The 20,573-nt window shown below is 70.4% G+C and carries 17 protein-coding genes and 2 pseudogenes; 11 read left to right on the top strand and 8 right to left on the bottom strand.

Annotated features, from left to right (window positions below; translation table 11 throughout):
- The 6 genes and pseudogenes from SACAZDRAFT_RS23560 to SACAZDRAFT_RS02060 all read left to right on the top strand — a co-directional run.
- Positions 1–162 (top strand): annotated as a pseudogene (locus SACAZDRAFT_RS23560) (DinB family protein); the annotation flags it as partial.
- A 76-nt stretch (positions 163–238) separates the two neighbouring features.
- On the top strand, positions 239–724 hold the full coding sequence (locus tag SACAZDRAFT_RS22220; RefSeq protein ID WP_005438179.1) for a recombinase family protein: 486 nt from the start codon (positions 239–241) through the stop codon (positions 722–724).
- A 387-nt stretch (positions 725–1,111) separates the two neighbouring features.
- The gene (locus SACAZDRAFT_RS02075) at positions 1,112–2,407 is read left to right on the top strand and encodes an SLC13 family permease (protein ID WP_005438178.1); all 1,296 of its coding nucleotides are present in this window, start codon (positions 1,112–1,114) and stop codon (positions 2,405–2,407) included.
- A 50-nt stretch (positions 2,408–2,457) separates the two neighbouring features.
- Positions 2,458–3,900 carry an acyl-CoA synthetase gene (locus SACAZDRAFT_RS02070; RefSeq protein ID WP_040927627.1) on the top strand — a complete coding sequence of 481 codons (1,443 nt, stop codon included), beginning with the start codon at positions 2,458–2,460 and terminating at the stop codon, positions 3,898–3,900.
- Complete coding sequence (locus tag SACAZDRAFT_RS02065; RefSeq protein ID WP_005438175.1) at positions 3,893–5,215, top strand: carboxyl transferase domain-containing protein; 1,323 nt, start codon at positions 3,893–3,895, stop codon at positions 5,213–5,215. Before SACAZDRAFT_RS02070 ends, SACAZDRAFT_RS02065 begins: the two co-directional genes overlap by 8 nt.
- Positions 5,216–5,292: 77 nt before the next feature.
- Positions 5,293–6,747: an alanine/glycine:cation symporter family protein gene (locus SACAZDRAFT_RS02060; RefSeq protein WP_005438173.1), complete on the top strand. Its 1,455-nt coding sequence runs from the start codon at positions 5,293–5,295 to the stop codon at positions 6,745–6,747.
- 25 nt (positions 6,748–6,772) lie between these two features.
- Here SACAZDRAFT_RS02060 and SACAZDRAFT_RS02055 read toward each other — a convergent pair whose 3' ends face one another.
- Positions 6,773–8,233, bottom strand: a complete 1,461-nt coding sequence (locus SACAZDRAFT_RS02055) for an amino acid permease (RefSeq protein ID WP_005438171.1) — start codon at positions 8,231–8,233, stop codon at positions 6,773–6,775.
- Between the two features lie 110 nt (positions 8,234–8,343).
- On the opposite strand from SACAZDRAFT_RS02055, the gene SACAZDRAFT_RS02050 reads away from it, so the two are divergent.
- Positions 8,344–8,898, top strand: coding sequence for a GNAT family N-acetyltransferase (locus tag SACAZDRAFT_RS02050; protein WP_005438167.1), 555 nt, complete (start codon positions 8,344–8,346; stop codon positions 8,896–8,898).
- A gap of 94 nt (positions 8,899–8,992) precedes the next feature.
- Here the strand turns inward: SACAZDRAFT_RS02050 and SACAZDRAFT_RS02045 are convergent.
- The 3 genes and pseudogenes from SACAZDRAFT_RS02045 to SACAZDRAFT_RS02035 all read right to left on the bottom strand — a co-directional run.
- Positions 8,993–9,304, bottom strand: a pseudogene (locus tag SACAZDRAFT_RS02045) (SDR family NAD(P)-dependent oxidoreductase); the annotation flags it as partial.
- A 17-nt stretch (positions 9,305–9,321) separates the two neighbouring features.
- Positions 9,322–11,313 (bottom strand): alpha/beta hydrolase, encoded by a 1,992-nt coding sequence (locus tag SACAZDRAFT_RS02040; RefSeq protein WP_232286337.1) that lies wholly within the window; start codon positions 11,311–11,313, stop codon positions 9,322–9,324.
- A gap of 26 nt (positions 11,314–11,339) precedes the next feature.
- Positions 11,340–12,488 carry a Gfo/Idh/MocA family protein gene (locus SACAZDRAFT_RS02035; protein ID WP_232286336.1) on the bottom strand — a complete coding sequence of 383 codons (1,149 nt, stop codon included), beginning with the start codon at positions 12,486–12,488 and terminating at the stop codon, positions 11,340–11,342.
- A gap of 126 nt (positions 12,489–12,614) precedes the next feature.
- Here SACAZDRAFT_RS02035 and SACAZDRAFT_RS02030 point away from each other — a divergent pair, with 126 nt between their 5' ends.
- The 3 genes from SACAZDRAFT_RS02030 (at position 12,615) to SACAZDRAFT_RS02020 (ending at position 15,288) form a co-directional block, all read left to right on the top strand.
- Positions 12,615–13,046, top strand: a complete 432-nt coding sequence (locus SACAZDRAFT_RS02030; protein WP_005438164.1) for a hypothetical protein — start codon at positions 12,615–12,617, stop codon at positions 13,044–13,046.
- Between the two features lies 1 nt (position 13,047).
- A complete protein-coding gene (locus SACAZDRAFT_RS02025; protein ID WP_005438162.1) occupies positions 13,048–14,325 on the top strand; it encodes a WXG100 family type VII secretion target in 1,278 nt (425 codons plus the stop codon).
- Positions 14,326–14,670: 345 nt separating this feature from the next.
- The gene (locus SACAZDRAFT_RS02020) at positions 14,671–15,288 is read left to right on the top strand and encodes a hypothetical protein (RefSeq protein ID WP_050983435.1); all 618 of its coding nucleotides are present in this window, start codon (positions 14,671–14,673) and stop codon (positions 15,286–15,288) included.
- A gap of 15 nt (positions 15,289–15,303) precedes the next feature.
- Here SACAZDRAFT_RS02020 and SACAZDRAFT_RS02015 read toward each other — a convergent pair whose 3' ends face one another.
- The 4 genes from SACAZDRAFT_RS02015 to nhaA form a co-directional block, all read right to left on the bottom strand.
- The gene (locus SACAZDRAFT_RS02015; protein WP_005438158.1) at positions 15,304–16,218 is read right to left on the bottom strand and encodes a DUF5996 family protein; all 915 of its coding nucleotides are present in this window, start codon (positions 16,216–16,218) and stop codon (positions 15,304–15,306) included.
- 14 nt (positions 16,219–16,232) lie between these two features.
- Positions 16,233–16,529, bottom strand: a complete 297-nt coding sequence (locus SACAZDRAFT_RS02010; RefSeq protein WP_005438156.1) for a UBP-type zinc finger domain-containing protein — start codon at positions 16,527–16,529, stop codon at positions 16,233–16,235.
- Between the two features lie 73 nt (positions 16,530–16,602).
- Positions 16,603–18,117, bottom strand: a complete 1,515-nt coding sequence (locus SACAZDRAFT_RS02005; protein WP_005438155.1) for an MFS transporter — start codon at positions 18,115–18,117, stop codon at positions 16,603–16,605.
- Position 18,118: 1 nt separating this feature from the next.
- Complete coding sequence (nhaA, locus tag SACAZDRAFT_RS02000; RefSeq protein WP_157606910.1) at positions 18,119–19,930, bottom strand: Na+/H+ antiporter NhaA; 1,812 nt, start codon at positions 19,928–19,930, stop codon at positions 18,119–18,121.
- A gap of 334 nt (positions 19,931–20,264) precedes the next feature.
- On the opposite strand from nhaA, the gene SACAZDRAFT_RS01995 reads away from it, so the two are divergent.
- Positions 20,265–20,567 (top strand): hypothetical protein, encoded by a 303-nt coding sequence (locus SACAZDRAFT_RS01995; protein ID WP_005438151.1) that lies wholly within the window; start codon positions 20,265–20,267, stop codon positions 20,565–20,567.
- Positions 20,568–20,573: the final 6 nt, after the last annotated feature.

Here is a 20,573-nt window from a genome sequence, read left to right as displayed (position 1 = left end):
GACCGGGCGAGTGACGCGGAGCTAGCGCGCGGGATGTACTTTCCGACTCGGTGGGATCCGTTTTTCCGCGACCACATGACCCTTGCGGACGTCTACCGCTATCCAGCGAAGCATTTCGCCTTTCACCGAGCACAGCTCACCCTCGGTTCTGCGGGTGTTTAGTGACGGTGCGCTCGGAGCGCCGCGTAGCAGTTCCAGGTGCCGCCAGCGTGTTTGTTCCGTCGTTCTGTGGGCCGACGTGGGCAGGCGTAGCAGGATGCCGAGCGCGGAGATGGTCGCAGTAAAGCCGGAGACGAACGGGACGCCCATCCGCATCGGCTACGCCCGCTGCTCCACCGCTACCCAAGAACTACAGTCCCAGCTCGACGCGCTCGCGGCCGCGCACTACACGCGGGTGTTCTCCGAGGAGATCAGCACCCACATCAAGATCCGCCCCGAGTTGGAAAAGGCACTCACCCTCGCCCACGAGATCAAGACCGCCGCACCAGACCAACCGGTGCTCCTGACAGTGCACGAGACGAAACGCCTCGCCCGCAACGCCACCGAGCTGATGACCCTTTCCGCCCAGCTCCAGAACGCCGGGGTGCGGCTAGAGGAGCTGCTCACCCGACCACTGACGGGATCTACGACCCGCGCGGCATGGGCTCCATGCTCTTCGCCGTGCTCGCCGTCACCACCCAGTTCGACCGCGACTACATCCACGAGAACCCTCGAAGGTAAGTAAGCCGCCACCGCACACGGCAACCACGGCGGCACCCGAAAGTCATCGACGAAGAGATGCTGGTTCTTCGCCCGCGCCCCGCGACAAAGGCACCCAGATGCCCGACATCGTCAAGAAACTGACCCACCAAGACCGGCCAGCACCCCTCAGTCGCCTCGCTCTACCGCGCCCTCGCCAACAACGACGCCTGACCAGCAGAGTTACGGACTCATTGCCCCTTTCGCTCGTATCCCGGCGGTCCCCCGCCTAGCAAGACGGCGACCCCGCGAAGTGGCTGAGCCACCAAGCCACATCGATCTTGACAGGTGTGGGCCGCGCCACGCACAGTGGTTCAGCCACTGAGCCACCCGGCCACTCCGCGCAGCGAACCCAACGACGGGAGCCCCGCGTATGTCGCCTCAAGCCATCGCCATCCTCGTTCTGGCCGTGGTGTTCCTGATCGCCACCACCAGATCCGTCAACATGGGCGCTCTCGCGTTCGCCGCCGCGTTCGGCGTGGGCACGCTGGTGGCCGACATGGACGCCGACGCGATCTTCGCGGTGTTCCCGGGCGATCTGTTCGTGGTGCTCGTCGGGGTGACATACCTGTTCGCCATCGCCAAGGCGAACGGCACCACCGACTGGCTCGTGCGCGCCGCCATCCGCCTCGTGGGTGGCCGCCTCGTCCTCGTCCCGTGGGTGATGTTCGTGATCACCGCGGCGTTGACCGCCATCGGCGCGGTGAGCCCCGCCGCCGTCGCGATCGTCGCGCCGCTGGCGCTCGGGCTCGCCGCCGAGTACCGGATCAGTCCCCTGCTGATGGGCGCGATGGTGGTGCACGGCGCGCAGGCCGGCGGGTTCTCCCCGATCAGCGTGTACGGGTCGATCGTCAACGGCATCGTGGCGCGCGAGGGCCTGCCCGGCAACGAGGTCGTGCTGTTCCTGGCCAGCCTCGTCGCCAACCTGGTGATCGCCGCGGTGGTGTTCGTGGTGTGCGGCGGGCTGCGCCTCACCGGCGCGCCGCCCGCGCGGCAGTTCGTGGACACCTCCGGCGAGCCCGCTCCCGCCCCGACCGGTGGCACCGGTCAGGCACCCGACGACACGCGACGGTTGACCCCCGCCCGCGGTGCGACCCTGGCCGCCCTCGTCGTGCTGGTGGTGTGCGCGCTGGGCTTCGACCTCGACGTCGGGTTGACCGCGCTCACCCTCGCCGTCCTGTTGAGCGTGGTGTGGCCCGACACCAGCAAGAAGGCCATCCGGCAGGTCACCTGGCCCACCGTGTTGCTGATCTGCGGCATCCTCACCTACGTCGGGGTGATGCAGGAGATGGGCACCATCGACTACGCGGGCAACGCCGTGTCGGGAGTGGGTGTCCCGCTGCTGGCCGCGCTGCTCATCTGCTACATCGGCGCCGTGGTGTCGGCGTTCGCCTCGTCGGTGGGCATCATGGGGGCGCTCATCCCGCTGGCCGTGCCGTTCCTGCTGGAGGGCACGGTGGGGCCGGTCGCGATGATCTCCGCGCTCGCGGTGGCGTCCACTGTGGTCGACGTGAGCCCGTTCTCCACCAACGGCGCGCTGGTGCTGGCGAACGCGCAGGACGTCGATCGTGACCGGTTCTTCCGACAGCTGCTGGGGTACGGCGGCATCATCGTCGCCGTGGCTCCCGCCGCGGTGTGGCTCATGCTGGTCGTACCCGGCTTCGGCTGACGGCCGGACGTCGGGAGAACTGAACGACTTAGGAAACGACGAGGAGATCGGTGACCGTGCTCTTTCCCGCCCTGCACACAACTCCGGACGCGCCCGCGCTGCGGTTCGGCGACCGTGCCCTGACCTACGGCGCCCTCGCGCGCACCGCGGGTGCGCTCGCCCACCGGATCCGGGCGGGTGCGGGTGACCCGCCGCGGGTGGCGGTGTGGGCGACACCGAGCTTGGAGACCGCAGTGGCCACGGTGGCGGCGCTGCTCGCGGGGGTGCCCGCCGTCCCGATCAACCCCAAGATCGGCGAGCGGGAACTGGCGCACATCGTCACCGACAGTGCGCCCGCCCTGGTACTGGCCGAGCCGGGTGCGGTGCTGCCGTCCGGGCTCGCCTCGGTGACTCGCGTCGACGTGACCCTCGACGAGCAGGCCGACCCACCGGCGGACGAACCGGACGAGCAGGCACCGGCGTTCGTCGTCTACACCTCGGGCACCACCGGCGCCCCCAAGGGCGTCGTCCTCCCGCGGCGGGCGGTGGTGAGCACCCTCGACGCGCTGGAGGAGGCGTGGCAGTGGACCGGCGACGACGTGCTGGTGCACGGGCTGCCGCTGTTCCACGTGCACGGCCTGATCCTCGGCATCCTCGGACCGCTGCGCCGAGGCGGAAGTGTGCGGCACGTCGGCCGCTTCTCCTCCGCCGCGGTGGCGCGGGAGCTCACCGACGGCGCCACGATGATGTTCGGCGTGCCCACGATGTATCACCGGATCGCCAACGACGTGGCCGGCGACCCGCAGCTCGCGGCGGCGTTCGCGGGGGCGCGCCTGCTGGTGTCGGGCTCGGCGGCGTTGCCCGTGCACGACCACGACCGCATCACGGCCGCCACGGGGCAACGCGTCGTCGAACGCTACGGCATGACCGAGACGTTGATGAACACGAGCGTGCGGGCCGACGGAGAGCGCCGCCCGGGCACCGTCGGGCTGCCGCTGCGCGGGGTGGAGCTGCGGCTGGTGGACGATCACGGCACACCGATCGAGACGCTCGACGGGGAGACGGTCGGCGAGATCGAGGTGCGCGGCCCGAACCTGTTCACCGAGTACCTGAACCGCCCGGACGCGACGGCCGAGGCGTTCCACGACGGGTGGTTCCGCACCGGCGACATGGCTGTCCGCGACCCGGACGGGTATGTGCGCATCGTGGGACGCAAGGCGACCGACCTGATCAAGAGCGGCGGCTACCGGATCGGCGCGGGCGAGATCGAGAACGCCCTGCTCGAACATCCCGGGGTGGCCGAGGTCGCGGTGACGGGCGAACCGGACCCCGACCTCGGCGAACGCATCGTCGCGTGGATCGTGCCGAACAGCGCCCCACCGTCGGCGGAGGAACTCGGCGACCACGTCGCCCGCCTGCTCACCCCGCACAAACGGCCCCGCGTGGTGCGCTACCTCGACGCGCTGCCCCGCAACGACATGGGCAAGGTCATGAAAAGGGCGCTGGATGGGTGAGTCGGCGCGTGCCCTGATCACCTCGGTGACGGACCGCTTCACCGAGTGGAGTCCCGCCGCCGAGGGGGCGTCCGCCGGGGACGGACCGATCGGCTGGCTCGGCTACGACGACGCGCGGTCCCGCGCCGCGCGCCGCACCGGCGAATCGGAGTCGGTGGTGTGCGGGGGCGCGGTGCTGGACGGGGTCGAGGCCGTGCTCGTCACGTTCGAGTTCGGCTTCCTCGGCGGGTCCATCGGCGAGGCCACGGCCGCCCGGATCGCGACCGCGTTCCAGCGCGCGCGACAGCGGCGACTGCCGGTGGTGTCGCTCGTCGCGACCGGCGGCAGCCGCATGCAGGAAGGCATGCGGGCGCTGACCCAACTGCACGTGCTGGCGCGGGAGGTCGCGGCCACGCGGGCGGCCGGGCTGCCGCAGATCGCCGTGCTGCGCGATCCCACCACCGGCGGTGGGTGGGCCACGCTCGGCGCGGGCGCCGACGTGGTGCTCGCGCTGCGGGGCGCCCAGGTCGGTTTCGCCGGCTCCCGCGTCCGCCCCGAGGGCGACCCCGACGCCTACACCGCCGAGGCGCACCGGGACACCGGCCAGGTCGACCAGCTCGTCGACCCCGCAGAGGTACGGACCACGCTGGGGCGGTGGCTGCGGCTGCTCACCACCCCGGCGGGGCGGGCCGCCGACCCACCCCGCGCCTTGGGCACGTCCACGGTCTCGCCCACCGGGTGGGATGCGGTCGTGCGCGCCCGGTCGCCGCAGCGGCCCCGCGCGCAGCGTTACCTCGACGACTACTTCGCGTGGCGGGAACCGATCCGCGGCGACCGTGCCGGTGGTGTGGACGACGGTGTGGAGTGCGGGTTCGGGTGGCGCGACGGCGTGACGATCGCCTACGCCGCCCAACTCGGCACCCCCACCCGACCGGCCGGTTTCCGCACCGCGGCCCGACTGGTCCGGACCGCCGACCGGCTGGGTGTGCCGGTGCTGACCCTCGTGGACACCCCGGGCGCCGCCGCCGACGGCGCGGCCGAACGCGCGGGCGTGGGGCCCGCGATCGCCGAGCTCTTCGAGGCGATCGCCTCGGCCCGCGTCCCGGTGACCAGCGCCCTGATCGGCGAGGGCGGTTCGGGTGGCGCGCTGGCGTTCGCGGCACCGGGACACCTGTGGGTGGCCCCCGACAGTTACTTCTCCGTCACGTCACCGGAGGCCGCCGCGGCCATACTGAAACGGTCGGCCGACGAGATCCCCGTCACGGCCGACGAACTCCGGTTACGCCCGTCCGATGTGGTCCAGCTCGGCATCGCGCGGTCGGTTTTGCGTCACTGAAGGGACGACGAACCGGATTACCGCTGCGTACACTCCGCTGATTGATCATCGGACGACCCACAGTGAGGAGTGGGCACATGGACGCGCTGATGGAATCCATCGGCGAGGTGAACGACGTCTTCTGGACCTACCTCGTCATCCCGCTACTGGTGTTGCTGGGCCTGTACTTCACCGTCCGCACGGCGGGCGTGCAGTTCCGGATGCTGCCGCAGATGTTCCGCGACCTGAAAGGACCCCCGGAGAAGGCGCAGGACGGCAAACGCGCCATCTCCTCCTTCCAGGCGTTCTCGATCTCCGCGGCCGCCCGGATCGGCACCGGCAACGTGGCGGGCGTGGCGATCGCCATCGCGGTCGGAGGGCCTGGCGCGGTGTTCTGGATGTGGCTGATGGCGATCGTCGTCAGCTCACTGTCGTTCGCGGAATCGGTGCTCGCCCAGCTGTTCAAGGTGCGGGACCGCTCCGGCTACCGCGGCGGTCCGGCGTACTACATGCTGCACGGCCTGAAGGCGCGCTGGATGGGGGTGCTGTTCGCGGTCGTCATCATCTTCACGTTCGGTTTCACCTTCAACATGGTGCAGGCCAACAGCATCGCCGAGGTGATCTCGACGTCGGTCACCACGATCAGCGGCTCCGACGAGGCCACCGGCTGGCTCGCGCCGGTCATCGGGCTGGCGCTGGTGGCGCTGGTGGCCGCGGTGGTGTTCGGTGGCGCCCGCCGCATCGCCCACGTCGCCCAGCTCGCCGTGCCGATCATGGCGCTGATCTACCTGCTGGTGGGTCTCGTCGTGGTGGGCATGAACCTGGAGAAGGTGCCCGGCGTGTTCGGCGACATCATCGGCTCGGCGTTCGGATTCGAACAGGTCGGCGGCGCCGCCGTCGGCACGGCGATCATGCAGGGCATCCGGCGTGGCCTGTTCTCCAACGAGGCGGGCATGGGATCGGCGCCGAACGCGGGCGCGAGCGCAGCCGTGAGCCACCCCGTCAAGCAGGGGTTGGCGCAGGCGCTGGGCGTCTACTTCGACACGCTGATCGTGTGCTCGATCACCGCGTTCGTCATCCTCGTCTCCGATCCCGTCTACGGCGAGGACGTCGGCGCGGCGATGACGCAGACCGCGTTGGAGGTCAACCTCGGCGCCTGGGCGGTGCACCTGCTGACGCTCATCGTGTTCCTGCTCGCCTTCACCTCCGTGCTGGGCAACTTCTTCTACGGCGAGGCGAACCTGCGGTTCCTCAGCGACGACGAACGACTGGTCCCGCTGTTCCGGGTCGCGGTGCTCGGCGTGCTGTTCCTCGGCGCGGTGAGCTCGCTGGAGGTGGTGTGGGGCATCGCCGACGTCACCATGGGCGTGATGGCGGTGGTGAACCTGCTCGCCGTCGCACCGCTCGGGGCGTTGGTGCTGCGGCTGCTGCGCGACTACCAGCAGCAACGCCGCGACGGACTCGACCCCGTGTTCCGCCGGGACAGCATGCCGGACGTGCAGGGCATCCAGTGCTGGGACGAGCCGGCGCCGCGGGCCACCGAGACAGCGTGACGTGTCCTTCCGGTGGGGTGCGCGATCAGTCCTTCGTCCGCCCCACCGGGGTGACGTCCGGCAGCCCGTGGCGGGCCACCCGGCGCTTGGCGATCTCGTAGGTCAACCCGTGCACGCCGACCAGCGCGAGGGTGGCGATGAGCCCGGCGTAGGCGGTGCCGCTGTCGAACACCAGCGAACAGAAGATCGTCACCAGGACGGCGAGGCAACACCAGTCGGTGTAGGGGAAGCCGGGCATCCGGAAATCGACCGGGGCGATGGAGCCATCCCGCACCCGGGCGCGGAACCGCAGGTGCGACACGAAGATCGCCATCCAGGCCAGCAGGATGCCCACCGACGCGGCGTCCAGCGCGACGAAGAACACCGACCCGGCGTCGGCGAACAGGATGAGCACCACCCCGACCAGGTACAGGAAGCTGGTGAACACCAGCGCTCCCGTCGGCACTCCCCTGCGGTCGATCAACACCGTCACCTTGGGCGCCGAGCCGTGAGCGGCGAGGTTGCGCAGCAACCGGATCGTCGCGTACAGGGCGGCGTTGACCCCGGACAGCGAGGCGCTCAGCACGACGAGGTTCATGATGCCGCCCAGATAGGGCACGCCGAGGCTCGACAACGCGGTGACGAACGGTGACTCGTCGCCGCTGTAGCGGTCGGTGGGCAGCAGCATCGACAGCACCAGCACCGAGCCGATGTAAAACAGGCCGAGCCGGAACACCACGCCGCGCACGGCCTTGGGCATCGACCGCGCCGCGTCCTTGGCCTCACCGGCCGCGGTGGCGGTCACCTCGACCGCGGAGAACGAGAACACCACCGCCTGCATCACCAGGACGACCGGCCACACCCCGTTCGGGAGGAACCCACCCTCCCACAGATTCGCCACGCTGGCCTCGGGCGCTCCCGAGCCCCCGAACAGCACGACGAGCACCCCGGTGACGAGGAACAGCACGATCGCGATCACCTTGATCGCCGCCGCCGCGCTCTCGATCAGCCCGAACGCCCGCACGGTCAACACATTGGTGCCGAACACCAGGCACAACGCCACCAGCGGCGACAACCACGCGGGCGCGTCCGGGAACCAGTACGTGGTGTAGACGCCGACAGCGGAGATCTCGGCGATACCGACCAGCACCGCGACGGTCACGTAGATCCAGCCGGTCAGGTGCGCGAACCGCGGACCCACGAACTCCCGGGCGTAGGAGACGAACCCGCCCGTCGCCGGCCGGTACACCGTCAACTCGCCGAGTGCCCGCATCAGCAGGTACACCAACGCCCCGACCACCAGATACGACAGGATAAGGCCGGGTCCGACGGAGCTCAGCTGCTCACCGAGTCCGAGGAAGAGCCCCACCCCGACCGCGCCACCGAACGCGATCATCTGGAGCTGCAGGTGCGACAGGGATCTCCGATACCCGACCTCGCCTCGCTCCTCGTAGGCGGTCGCCGTCGGCTCCCCGTCGGGTGCGGCGGAATCGGTGTTCGCGGGCATGTCGCCGTTCCTTCCCCGTGTGCTCGCTCATGATCGCGGCGGGCCGCCACATCATAGGACCGCCGCGAAATCCGTTTGCAGCGGTCGCCCGGCCCGGCGATCGTGACCACATGACCGTGTTCTGCGCGACGGAACGCATGGTGCTGCGACGCTTCACGCCGGCCGACGAGGCCGCGCTGGTCACCCTGCACGGGGACGCGGACGTGATGCGCTTCGTCGGCAACGGCAGGCCCGTACCGGGCGAGGTGGTGCGGCGGGAAACACTGCCCGCGATCCTCGCGGACTACGGTCGGCTCGGCGGGCTGGGCCTGTTCGCCGCCGAGTCCCGCGTGGACGCGACGTTCCTCGGCTGGTTCGAGTTCCGGCCCCGCCACCCGGCCTCCCGCGACGACGTCGAGCTCGGCTACCGGCTGCACCGCGCCCAGTGGGGGCGGGGACTGGCCACCGAAGGCGCCCGGACGCTGCTGCGACGGGGCTTCACCGACCTGGCCGTGCGCCGCGTGCACGCCACGACGATGGCCGTGAACCACGCCTCCCGCCGGGTGCTGGAGAAAGCCGGGCTGCGGTACGTGCGCACGGTCCACGAGGACTGGCCCGAACCGATCGCGGGTGCCGAGCACGGCGACGTCGAGTACGAGCTGCTGCGCGCGCACTGGCGGGGCTGAACCGGCCCGCGGTCTCAGTGGCGTCGGAGCCCGTCCCCACGGCCAGCGTCCCGGACGGCACGACACCGCCCGGACGCTGGCCGCGTCGCCTCGGTCAGGCAGTGGCGCCGCCGTCGATCACGAGGTCGTGACCGACGGCGAATCCGGCCTCCTCGAAAGCGAGCCACAGCACGGTGGCGGCGACTTCGTCGAGCGTGCCGACGCGCCCGACAGGAATCGTCGGCGCGAGACGGGCGTCGCGCTGTTCGCGGGTCTCTCCCGGCAGCGTCGACATCGGACCATCCGCGGCACCCGGGCTGACGGCGTTGATGCGGACGCCCTCGCCGATGTGGTCACGAGCAGCGGCGCGGGTCAGTATGCTCACGCCCGCCTTGGCAGTGGCGTAGGAGGCCATCCCGGGGACCCGGGCGACCCGCTGTCGCCCTACGCCTCCGGCCCGCCGGTCACGCCGAGGTCGCTGACGATGGCGGAGCCCGCACCCGGCGCGTCGATCACCAGCTCCACGGACGTCAGTCGCGCGGGATCGAACGCGGGATTGTCACGGGTCAGGTCGTCGACAGGCACGCGGTAGGTCTGAGGCACCGGTTCGAACACCGGAGCCGCGTGCAACCAACGCGCCACCAGATACTGCCCCACCAGCGGGGTGCGCAGCGGTCGCGAGTCGGCCGGCGAGTGGCTCGCGTGTTCCCCCGCGGCGTCCACCGCCCGCACGGTGATCGACGCGGGGCCACCCGTGGCGACCGCGTCGAAGACGACCGCGTCCACGTCCGGGCCGCCCGCCACGTCGGCGGCGACGACGGGACGCTGCTCCGCACTCCACTCCAGACGGTGCACCGGGTCCTCACCCGGGCCTCCCCGCAACGGCAACGGGCCCGTGGAACGCGTCGCCGCATCGACCCGCACGGTGCCCTCCTCGGCCGTCACGGTGGTGGAATCGGTGAACCGGCTGACGTAGTTGGTCCTGGGCAGCCACGGATCGGCCACCCGATGATCACGGAACACAGCGAGACCGGGACTCGCCCCCGCATCCTCACCGAGCGTGCTCGTGAAATAGGCCGTGGCGTAGAGGCGGGCGATGCGGCGCTGCTCCTCACCGGGAAGCAGCGCCGCATCGTCGAGGAACAGCGTCGGCAACCCGTAACCGACGTCGTGCCGACCCCAACGACTGTTGAACTGACCGTGATTCGCGCGCTCGACGTACAGCGCGGCGGCGAAGCGGTACTCGCCACCGCTGAACTCGACGCGCTCGTACTGGTTCAGTCCACCGAAGCTCACCACGTCGGCGTCGTGAGAGCCCTGCAGCACGAGGTAGTTCACGTCCCGCAACGTCACCGCCGGCCCGCCCGGCCGCGCCTGACCGTCGGACGGGGCGAGGGCGAGCACCGAGCGCACCCGGACACCGTCGATCGGCTCCCGCTGAAGCAGCTCGGTCGCCGCGGCGACGGCTTCCCCGCCACGAGAGTGCCCGAGCAACCCGACGGCGTCCAGATCCACCTTGTCCGTGAACGGCGTGCCGTCCCGCTCGGTCCACGACTTCCAGGCCGCCACATGGTCGCGCAACAGCGCCGCCCGCACCCGCTCCACGCCGCGGAGGCCGCCGCTGCGGTCCAGCACACCCGTGTTCAGAAAGTTCTGGTCCACCGACGCGGCGATGACGCCATGCCCCGCCAGATGCTCCCCGAGATAACGGAACCCGTCCTCGGACGCCGAGGCGTTGCTCTTGTTGCCATGCACCAGCAACACCAGCGGGAACGGACCCTCACCCTCCGGATACCACACCCGGGCGTTGAGCGGGAACGCATCCGCGCCGAACCCCCACAGCTCACGCCGACGGTCATCCCACCCGGCGACGAGCGAGGACACGTCGACCGGATCGGTGGTCAGGGCAGCCTCAGCGCCATAGGCGGGACGGCGGTCGCTCCCACTCCCGTAGGTGAGTTCGGCGACGGCATACGGCCCCGGCGCCGAAAGATCGTCGCCGAGCACACTCGGCGCCTGGCCCTCGTCGACCACGACGACCGGCCCCTGACCCACCGTCGCAAGCCACCCACCGGACGCACCGAGCACCAACACCGCGAGGCCGAGCGCGGCGACCCTCCCATCCCGCACCCGCAACGGACGCCGACCCCGGCGCGGCCACAGCCCACCGAGCCCCGCCCCCAACAGGGACACCCCGACCACCAGGACGCCCACCGCGAGCACATAACCGGTGAACGTCGCGCCCGCACCGAGAGTCAACAACAGCACCAGACTCAGCACCAGCGTGGCCGTGTACGCCCAGGGCAGCGCCACCCACCGCCCCACCGTCACGAACAACAGACCGGTGACGACCACGGCGATCCCCACCGCCAACGCCACGTTCACCGCGAGCTGCCCCGCCAGCGCACCACCGACGCCCGGCACCACCTGATCCACGGTGTTCCACGCGACGAGCGCGATTGTCAACGCGGCAAGCGCCGCACTCGCACCCCACCACTGCGGCCTCGGCCCGGTCGCGACGCGCCCCCAGCGACGGATGCCACGGCGCGAGGAAGCGACCACGGCGTCATCGCTGCCATCGCCGTCATCGCCGTCGTCGCCGTGCGAGACCTGTTCCCCCAGTTCGCTCGACATGCGACCGACGATAGCAGCGCGCCACCGAACCCATGACGTACGTCACCGCGCGACGATCCCCGCCGCGTCACACGCGAGAACCACTCCCATCGTCCACACTCACCACCGTGACCGTCGTCGGCCGTGGCACCCGCACCGGACTCGACCTCGATCACCTCGCTCCCCCCGTCGACGAAGTCGTGCACCGTGATCGAACGACCGTCCCCCTCGATCGACCCGCGCGTCCCGAACACCCGCGTCCTACGGAAATCCGACGGCGTGAACGCCGTCATCGTGAACGACGCCGTCACCCCACCGCGGTACTCCAGGCTCACCACCTGGTGATCCACCACGTCGTTGTCACACGCGTACACACACCGCCCGTACGGCCCCTCCCGCGACGCCGCGAGCACACCCTCCTCGCTGCGCTCGGCCGTCACCACCGACAACGGCCACACCCGGTCGGGCTCCTTCAACGACGGCAGATAGATCCGCGGCGCCGAATACGGACACGACGCCTCCACAGCACAGTCCAGGCACCGATCGGCAGCACCCACCGGCCTGCGCTCCGCACGGAACTCGTACAACCCACCGAACGACGACACCCGCTCCACGGGCCGCCCGATCAAATGCGTCAACCAGTCCAGATCGTGACACGACTTCGCCATCAACATGAACGTCGACGTGTCCTCCCGACGCCAGTTGCCCCGCACATACGAGTGCGCCTGATGCCACCACCCCACCGGCTCCAGATGCTCGACACTCACGACATCCCCGATCCGGCCACCGTCCACAAGCGCCTTCAACCGCCGCGAGTACGGCGTGTACCGCAGCACGTGACACACCGCCAGCAGCACACCCGCCCCCTCCGCCGCGTCGACGATGCGCTCACAGTCCGCCTCGGAGGTCGCCATCGGCTTCTCCAACAACAGGTGATACCCCTGACGCGCCAACGCGACCGCGGGCTCCACATGATCCGCGTCCTGCGTGGCGATCACCGCGACATCGGCGAGAGGCGCCCGCGCCTGAACTTGTCACCTCCACAGGAGACTTGTCGGGAATGCGCTTTTCCGTCACCGCTGTCCCGATATGATCACGCTCCGCCTACTACCGAGGGGACACCCGTGACAGGTTTCTTCGCGTCGCAGGACGACCTCGCCGACATCGCCTCGTCGGTCGACTACATCGAGTCCGACATCCGCTCAGTCCGCGACACCTGGAACTCCGATACCGGGGACCGCTCCGCCGCCTTCGCGACCGTCGAAGCGGGGCAAGCGTTCACCGAGTTGCAGTCCGGCCTCGCCGGCCTACTCCGCGACCGCGCCGTCAAGTACGAGGGCATCGCCCAAGCCGTCCGCGACGGCCGCTCCGCCTACCAGAAGTTCGAGGACGCCGTCGGAGAGACCGTCGACGGCATCGGCGAGACGGTGAGCAACGCGGCCGAGAAAGTCACCGACACGGTCAGCAATGCGACCGACCGCGTCACCGAGACCGTGAACGACGCCATCGACCGCGTCGTACCCAACCGGATCACCGATCTCCTAGGAGGAAACTGACGTGAGCCAGCTTCCCGCTGGTGAACTGAACGCACTCGCCGAACGCCTGAACGGCTGGTCCGGGCAGATCACCACCGACACCGTCGCCAACCTCCTGGCCTCGGCCGTCACCGCCACCGCCGAGATCCCCGGCGACCCGGACGGCATCGAGGACCTCGCCCTCGCCTGCGGCCGCGTCGCGGACGGACTCGACGCGGCCGTCGAAGCGCTCAACCCGGTCGTCGCCAAGATCCGCGAGTCGTGGGAGGGAGAGGCCGCCGACAAGGCACTCGACAAGATCGACACCGAACGCGAGGGCACCGAGACCGAGGCGGAGACGGCCCGCTCCACCGCCGGTATCCTCACCGGCCTCGCCGACGCGACCCGACAGGCACACGAACGACACGGTGACGTGCACGCGCAACTGACCGACCTGGCCCAACGAGCGGCGGCACTGCCACCCGACGACCCCGCGACGGCCGAACTCGTCGGGCCCGCCGCCGCAGCCCTGCAGGACGCGGCGACGGTGTACTCGACGCTGCACCAGGACACCGCCGACGCGACGACGAAGCTCGGCACCGTCCTCTACGGCGGCAGGTCCCTCAGCGAACTCGTCGCCGACACTCCCGAGGGACGCCGGTCGCTGGAGGAGATCCTGCGGGAGTACCAGGTCGCCGGTTCGTCCTCTCCGCAGGTCAAGTTCCCGCCCGAGGACCTCGCCGACCTGATCAACCCCCTGCTCGAGAAGTTCGGCAAGGACATCCCCTCCAGCAACTGGAACGCCGAGGAGCTGGAACTCTTCCGGCAGCTGCGGCCCGACGAGATGTACACGTGGTATCGCGTGCAGCAGGAGGCGTACGTCGTCAGCGAGGAGCAGTTCGACCTGGAGCACACCACGCACAGCCACACCGACGCGTTCCGCCACGCCTACTGGAACGCCCGCATGACCCAGGAGTTCGGCGAGGAGTGGGCGGAGGCCTTCGCCACGGCCCACGAACAGCGGCCGACCAACGACATGCAGTCCGAAGCCATGGACCTGCACAACAACGAACTGGGGCGCCGGATCGCCGTCCAGAACCCCGACGCCAGCCCCGAGGAGTTGGCACAACTCGTGACCGACGCGGTCAACCAGGGCGAGACCATCGTGCTCGACGGCGAGGGGCGCATCGCCTACAGCGACCAGGTCGGGCACAACCAGACCGTCGATCCGGAGCAGCACGACGAGTCCGTGATCGACCACGCCGGATCCCTGGACACCGACTTCGACGGTGTCCGCCCCAAGGGCGGATACCCCTGGTAATCAAGATCAACTTCGGGAAGGCCACTCAGGTCTGTAGCGATTTGTGCCGTGACGCCATGACGGAAGCCGAGATTCAGAGAAATACTGGCGCGCAGCGCCCCGGCGTATAGGATGTTATACATTAAAGGGGCCGGGTGGGCCGCCGCGTGACCGTGCGCGATCCGCGGCCCATTCGACCTCGACACCCCCGCAGCGCCGAGGTCGTCGATCGCGACACCGGCGCTGCCCCACCGCGTCACCTTCCCCTCTGTCCCGCCTTCTCCCCCGCCGGCCGGGCAAGGCAACGCCGTGAACCTCTTCACTCGTGCCCCGCGCCCCAACCCCGACCGCTTACTGTCGACGTCCATGCGGACACCGCAGGAAGGCACGCTCGTGGTGTGGCCTCCCCGCCCGAGCGCGAAGGCCACGCTGGGGCTCGCCGGGCTCACGCTGGCGATCACCGGCGCCATCGGCTACGTGAACGCCGGTGACGGCGGCGCGCTGATCATGTGCGCCGCCACCCTCCTGGTCCTGACTCCCGTGCTGCTGCGGCAGCGCAACTCCCACGCCGTCGTCACGCCGACCGCGTTCGGCAAGGCGGGGCTCCTGGGCCGCCCCCGGATGCGGTCCAAGGCCGACGCGGCGTCCGTGCTGCTGGTGACTCTGCCGCCGCGTATGCGCACCGAACTGAAGCCCACACCGACCCTCGTCGTGCTCGACCACGCGGGCAGGCCGCTCATGCGGCTCGCGGGTCCGCTGTACCAGGAGCGAGATCTCCACCGGCTCGCGGTGGCCCTGCGACTGCCGGCGACCTCCTACCCGGGTGTGCTGTCCTACCAGGAGGTGCAGCGCAGGCATCCCGGTGCGATTCCCTGGACGTCCCGGCACCTGTATCTCGCGACCGTGCTCATCGGAGTGGGTCTCGTCGCGGGCGTGCTCGCCATCGCCGTCGTCGTCTTCACCCTCGACTACTTCCTGCTCTGACCGGGCCGGGCGCGCCTACTCCGTGGCCTGCCCGCGTTCGAGGGCAGAGCGAGCCCACCGGCCGGTGTTCGCCGCTGCCTCGTACGTGCGCTGCAGGAAGTCGAGCAGCATCCCGTCGGGATCGCGAGCCGTTCGCACGTCCGTGTACGGCAGCACGAACTCCCCCAGGTCCTCGTCGAAACAGGCCGCGGCCGGCCCGGCCGGTTCCCGCCGATACCCCTCCGGTTCCGGATACGCGTAGGAGTAGAAGAGGCCTTCGCCGTCACCGCCCGGCCAGTACCCGCAGCTGCTCACCTCCTGCGAGTACGCCTCGTGCATCACGTGAGGGCCGCAGTTCGGCACCCTGCCGGGATGCGGTGGTGCGGGGCGGCCCGAGAACCGGGTCGCCGCGAGGTCGAGCGCACCCCAGAAGAGGTGGACCGGGCTCGACTTGCCCACGAACCGCGCCCGGAACTCGGTGAAGACCCGCTCGATTTCGACCAGGATCCGCCAGAACGTGGTCACGGCGTCGGCGTCGTAGTCCGCGTGCGTCGTGTCGGTGGTGAACGGGATGGCGTCGGGGAGTTCGACGGGCATCGGCCAGATGTCGGTGCACAATGCCAGAGCGTCGAGCGCCTCCCCCAGCTCGGCGTGGAACTGCTTCACGGGCTTCGGCGCCAACTCGACGGTGCGCGACTCGCCCCGCGTCGTGAGCACCTCCAGCCGGTGCTCCAGCAGATCGAGGTCGACGGAGAAACTCCGCCCCGCGCCGTCCGGGATCAGGGAGGTCGTCAGTCCCCGCGCGGTGAGATAGAGCGGCGCGTTCCACCAGTGATTGATCAACGGCGTGCGCGCGATGCGGATCTTGCCGATGATCTGCAGCCAGAGCGTGAACGTGTCACGCGTGGGCTGCCACGTCGCCACCGGGAGCGCGGGCCACGGGGACTCCACCCGGATCACCCTCCTCAGGAGTGCGAGGGCGCGGGCGCCGCCGACGCCACCTCGAACAGTCGCGCGTCGGGAAAGCACCACCACCAGTTCTCGCCCGGCTCGAACGAGCGCACGATCGGGTGCTCGGGCCGGCTCTGCCAGTGAGCGGTGGCATGGCGGTTCGGTGAGCTGTCGCAGCAGCCGACGTGCCCGCACGACATGCAGATGCGCAAGTGCACCCACTGGTCCCCGGTCCGAAGGCAGTCCTCGCAGCCGTCGGCCGACGGCTCGACGCTGCTCACCAGCTCGACGTGCTCGCAGGGGCCGTCCATCGCATCTCCCGAACCCGGTGTCGTCTTGTGTCCCGACTACCCGTCCGACTGGCGGGTATGCAGGCGCACCGGCTCAGCCGGAGGGCCGTCCCGAACGATCTTCCGCAACGGCGACCGGAGGCTGGGCGATCGCGCAGTGATAGCGCGGGCAGACGCTCTCCTCCTCGGGCGCCCGTCGTGGCGGGCGGAGGAACAGCGCCGCGACGATTCCGCCCACCGCCAACAACGCCGCGCAGACGAGCATCGCGATGCGAAACGCCGGTGCGAGCACGCCTGCGTCGCCGAACCCTTCCGCTCCCAGTCCGGTGAGTGTCGGAAGCGCGGCGACGATGACGAGCCCACCCGTGCGCGCGACGGCGTTGTTGACACCGCTGGCCAGCCCGGCGTGCTCGTCCGGGACGGCACCAAGCGCGGTCGAGGTCAACGGGGTCACGGTCAGGGTGAGGCCGACACCGAGCACCGTCACGGGAAGCACGACCTCCGGCCACGAGGACGTCTCCGGCCCCACGCGCGCCAGGAGTGCGACACCCACCGCGCCCAGTAGTGGCCCTGCCGTCATGGGGATCCGGGGTCCGAGTTTGTCGCCCAGCACGCCGGCGCTCGGGGAGAACACCAGCATCAGCCCGGTGATCGGAAGCAGCGACAGTCCCGCCGCGAGCGGCGTCCACCCCGCCACGACCTGCAACGCCACCACGAGCCAGAAGAACACGCCGCCGAGTCCGGCGTAGACGAGGAAGGTCACCAGGTTCGCGACCGCGAACCTCGGCGCGGAGAAGAGGCGCAACGGCAACATCGGCACGGAGGTCGTGCGCTCCCAGGCGACGAACCCCACCAGCGTCACCACGCCCAGCCCGAGCGCCGCGAGCACCACCGCCGACCCCCCGCCCTCGACCGGCCACACCGACAAGCCGTAGGTGACGGCGCCCAGCCCGAGGACGGCCAGCGCGGCGCCGAGAGCGTCGATGCGCTCGGGCGCCCGCGCGTCCCGGGACTCCGGCACGAAACGGGCCCCGATGGCCAGGACACCGAGCACGATCGGCACGTTGATCAGAAAGATCCACCGCCACGACCCGACGCCGAGCAGCCACCCGCCGAGGAACGGACCGACCGCGCCGGTCAGGCCTGCCAACCCCGACCACACACCGATCGCGCGCGACCGGTCGGCCTCGCGGAAGGTCGTGCGCAGGATCGCCAGGGCACCCGGTGTCAGCAGGGCCGCGCCGACTCCCTGCAACGCGCGCGCCACGACGAGTACGGGCACGCCCGTGGCCATCGCACACGCCACCGACGCCGCACCGAACCACGCGACTCCGATCAGGAACACACGTCGGCGGCCGAAGCGGTCTCCCAGCGAACCACCGACGAGCACGCACGCAGCCAAGGTCAGCGTGTAGGCGTTGACCGTCCAGGTCAGGCCCGTGACGTCGGCGCCCAGGTCCCGGCCGATGGCGGGCAGCGCGATGTTCACGACCGTGGCGTCCAAGAACGCGAGACCGGACCCCAGCACCGTCGCCGCCAGCACCCACCGGGCGGCGGGATCGCCGAACGCCAGCACCTCCGCCGCCGGTGGTGACGCCTCTCGTCCCACGTCAGACCTCCGACCGGTTGCGGGACGCCTCGAGCTCCATCGCCAACGTCTCCGTGTCGTGCGGGCCCACGTGCCGCCGCGAACCGACGAAGAACGTCGGCGTGCTGACCGCCCCACTGGCCTCCGCGCTCACCAGGTCGGCCTGCACCACGGCGGCCGCCTCCTCGGACTCCAGATCCCGGAGGAAGACCTCCACGTCGAGACCCAGCTCCGAGGCGTACCCGGCGACGTCCTCGAACTCGAGTTGGTCCTGGTGCTCGAAGAGGACGTCGTGCATCTCCCAGAACTTGCCCTGCCACTGTGCGGCCACCGCGGCCCGAGCCGCGAACTCGGCATGGGGATGGACGTCCGACAACGGGAGATGCCGGAACACGTAGCGCAGGTTCGGGCCGAATCGCGCCCTCAGCTCGCGGGTCACGCCCGTGGCACGGGAACAGAAGGGGCACTCGAAGTCGCCGTACTCGACCAGGGTCAGCGGCGCATCGACGTCACCGCGCACGTTGTCCCGTCCCGCGTCGACCGGCGGGTCGAGGCGACGCGGGAGGTCCGCGTCGGTCTGCCCGCCGAACCGTACGGCGATGCGGAACACCGCCCAGCCCAGCGCCGTCGCGAGCACCGCGGCCAGCAGGACACCGACGATCGCCTCGTCACGCATGACCGGGTCGTCGAACGCGAGACGGGCGATGAGCAGCGCGACGGTGAACCCGATCCCCGACAACGCGGCTCCCCCGAACACGTGCCCGAGACCGACTCCCCGGGGCAGCCGACCGACGCCCAGCCGGACGCCGAGCACCGTGCTCAGGCTGATCCCGACGAACTTGCCGAGCACCAACGCGATCACCACAGCCCACGTCAGGCGGGAGGTGAGGGCCTCGGTGAGCACACCGTTGCGGAGGTCGATCCCGGCGTTGGCCAGGGCGAACAGCGGCACGACGACGTAGCTGGCCCACGGATGGATCGCGGCCTGCAGACGCTCGTTCACCGAGATCGCCCGGTCCAGCCCGAACCGCGCCGTGCGGCCCACCTCGACCCGCGGCGACTGCCGGAACGCCCGGAACCAGCGCGCGGCCTGCTCGACCTCCTCCCGCACGGGACTGCGGGCCCCCACCAGCAACCCACCGAGCATCCCGGCGATGGCCGCGTGCAGGCCCGACTCCACCGTGGCGAGCCACAACCCGACCACGGCGACGACGTACGGGGTCGCCCGCCACACGCCCAGCCGGCCGAGCCCCCAGAGGACCCCGCCGAACACCAACGCGACGAACAGCGCGAGGAAATCGACCGAACCGGAGTAGAAGATCCCGATCACGCTGACGGCCATGATGTCGTCGATCACCGTCAGGGTGAGCAGGAAGATCCGCAGCTGGGTCGAGAACCGCGGGCCCACCACGGCGAGTGCGCCCAGCAGGAACGCCGTGTCGGTCCCGATGACCACACCCCAGCCGTGCACGGCGTCGCCCGCGGGCGCCAGCAGCAGGTAGAGCACCGTCGGCACCACCAGACCGCCGACCGCCGCGACCACCGCGATCGCGGCCCGGCGCCGGTTCGTGAGCTCCCCGACGGAGAACTCGCGGCGCACCTCCAGCCCGACGGAGAAGAAGAACAGCGCCATCAGACCGTCGACGACCCAGTGCTCCAGGTCCATCGACAGGTCGGCCCCCGCGAACGACAGCGACAGCTCCGTGCCCCACACGACCTCGTACGACGCCGACCACGGCGAGTTGGCCCAGAGCAACGCCACCACCGTCGCCGCGAGGAGCAGCGACGCACTACCCGCCTCGGTGCTGAGGAACCGGCGGACCGGCGTGGGCACCTGCCCCGGCACCTCACGCCGTGGTTCACAGGCCTGCCTACGGAGGAATCCGCGCACGAGTCAATCCGTCACCGTGCTCGCGGGGGCCCGAAGCGCTACCACCCCGGGGAAATCGATCACTTGCAGGGCCATCTCTGTGCTCCCCTCACGCTCGGTCGCGAGGCCCGCCGCCGAACGTGTGTGGTCGCCGCCGAGCCGCCGGTGAGGTCCGGTGGGTCTCTGCTCGACCGAGCCTACGCACGCCACGCCGCCCCGGCAGGGTGGCGAACGACGTGCCGCCCCACCGACGCCGCGGTCGCGTGCACCTCACCCGCCACGGCCGCACACTGGGGACATGGACAGCCACAGCGGCGCCTCCGAGCAGACCACCGGCACCGGTCACACCGGTGGGGACAACGCGCAGGCTGTGCGCACGGCCGCCAAGCGCAGTTCGTGCCGGATCAACGTTCCCTTCCTCGGCACCCTCGAACTGCCGCCCTCGGACCAGCTCGCGTTCCTCGGCGGGGTCGTGACCCTCGGGGCCGTGGGAGTGGTCGACTGGCCGGTGGTGGCCGTGCTCGTCACCGGCCACGTCCTCGCCCACAACCGGCACGCGCTCTTCCTGCGGGACTTCGGCGAAGCTCTCGAACGCGCCTGACCGATC

The sequence above is a fragment of the Saccharomonospora azurea NA-128 genome (assembly GCF_000231055.2).
GTDB lineage: Bacteria > Actinomycetota > Actinomycetes > Mycobacteriales > Pseudonocardiaceae > Saccharomonospora > Saccharomonospora azurea.
Note: the sequence above shows the minus strand (reverse complement) of the source record. Positions and strands in the feature narration are given on the sequence as shown.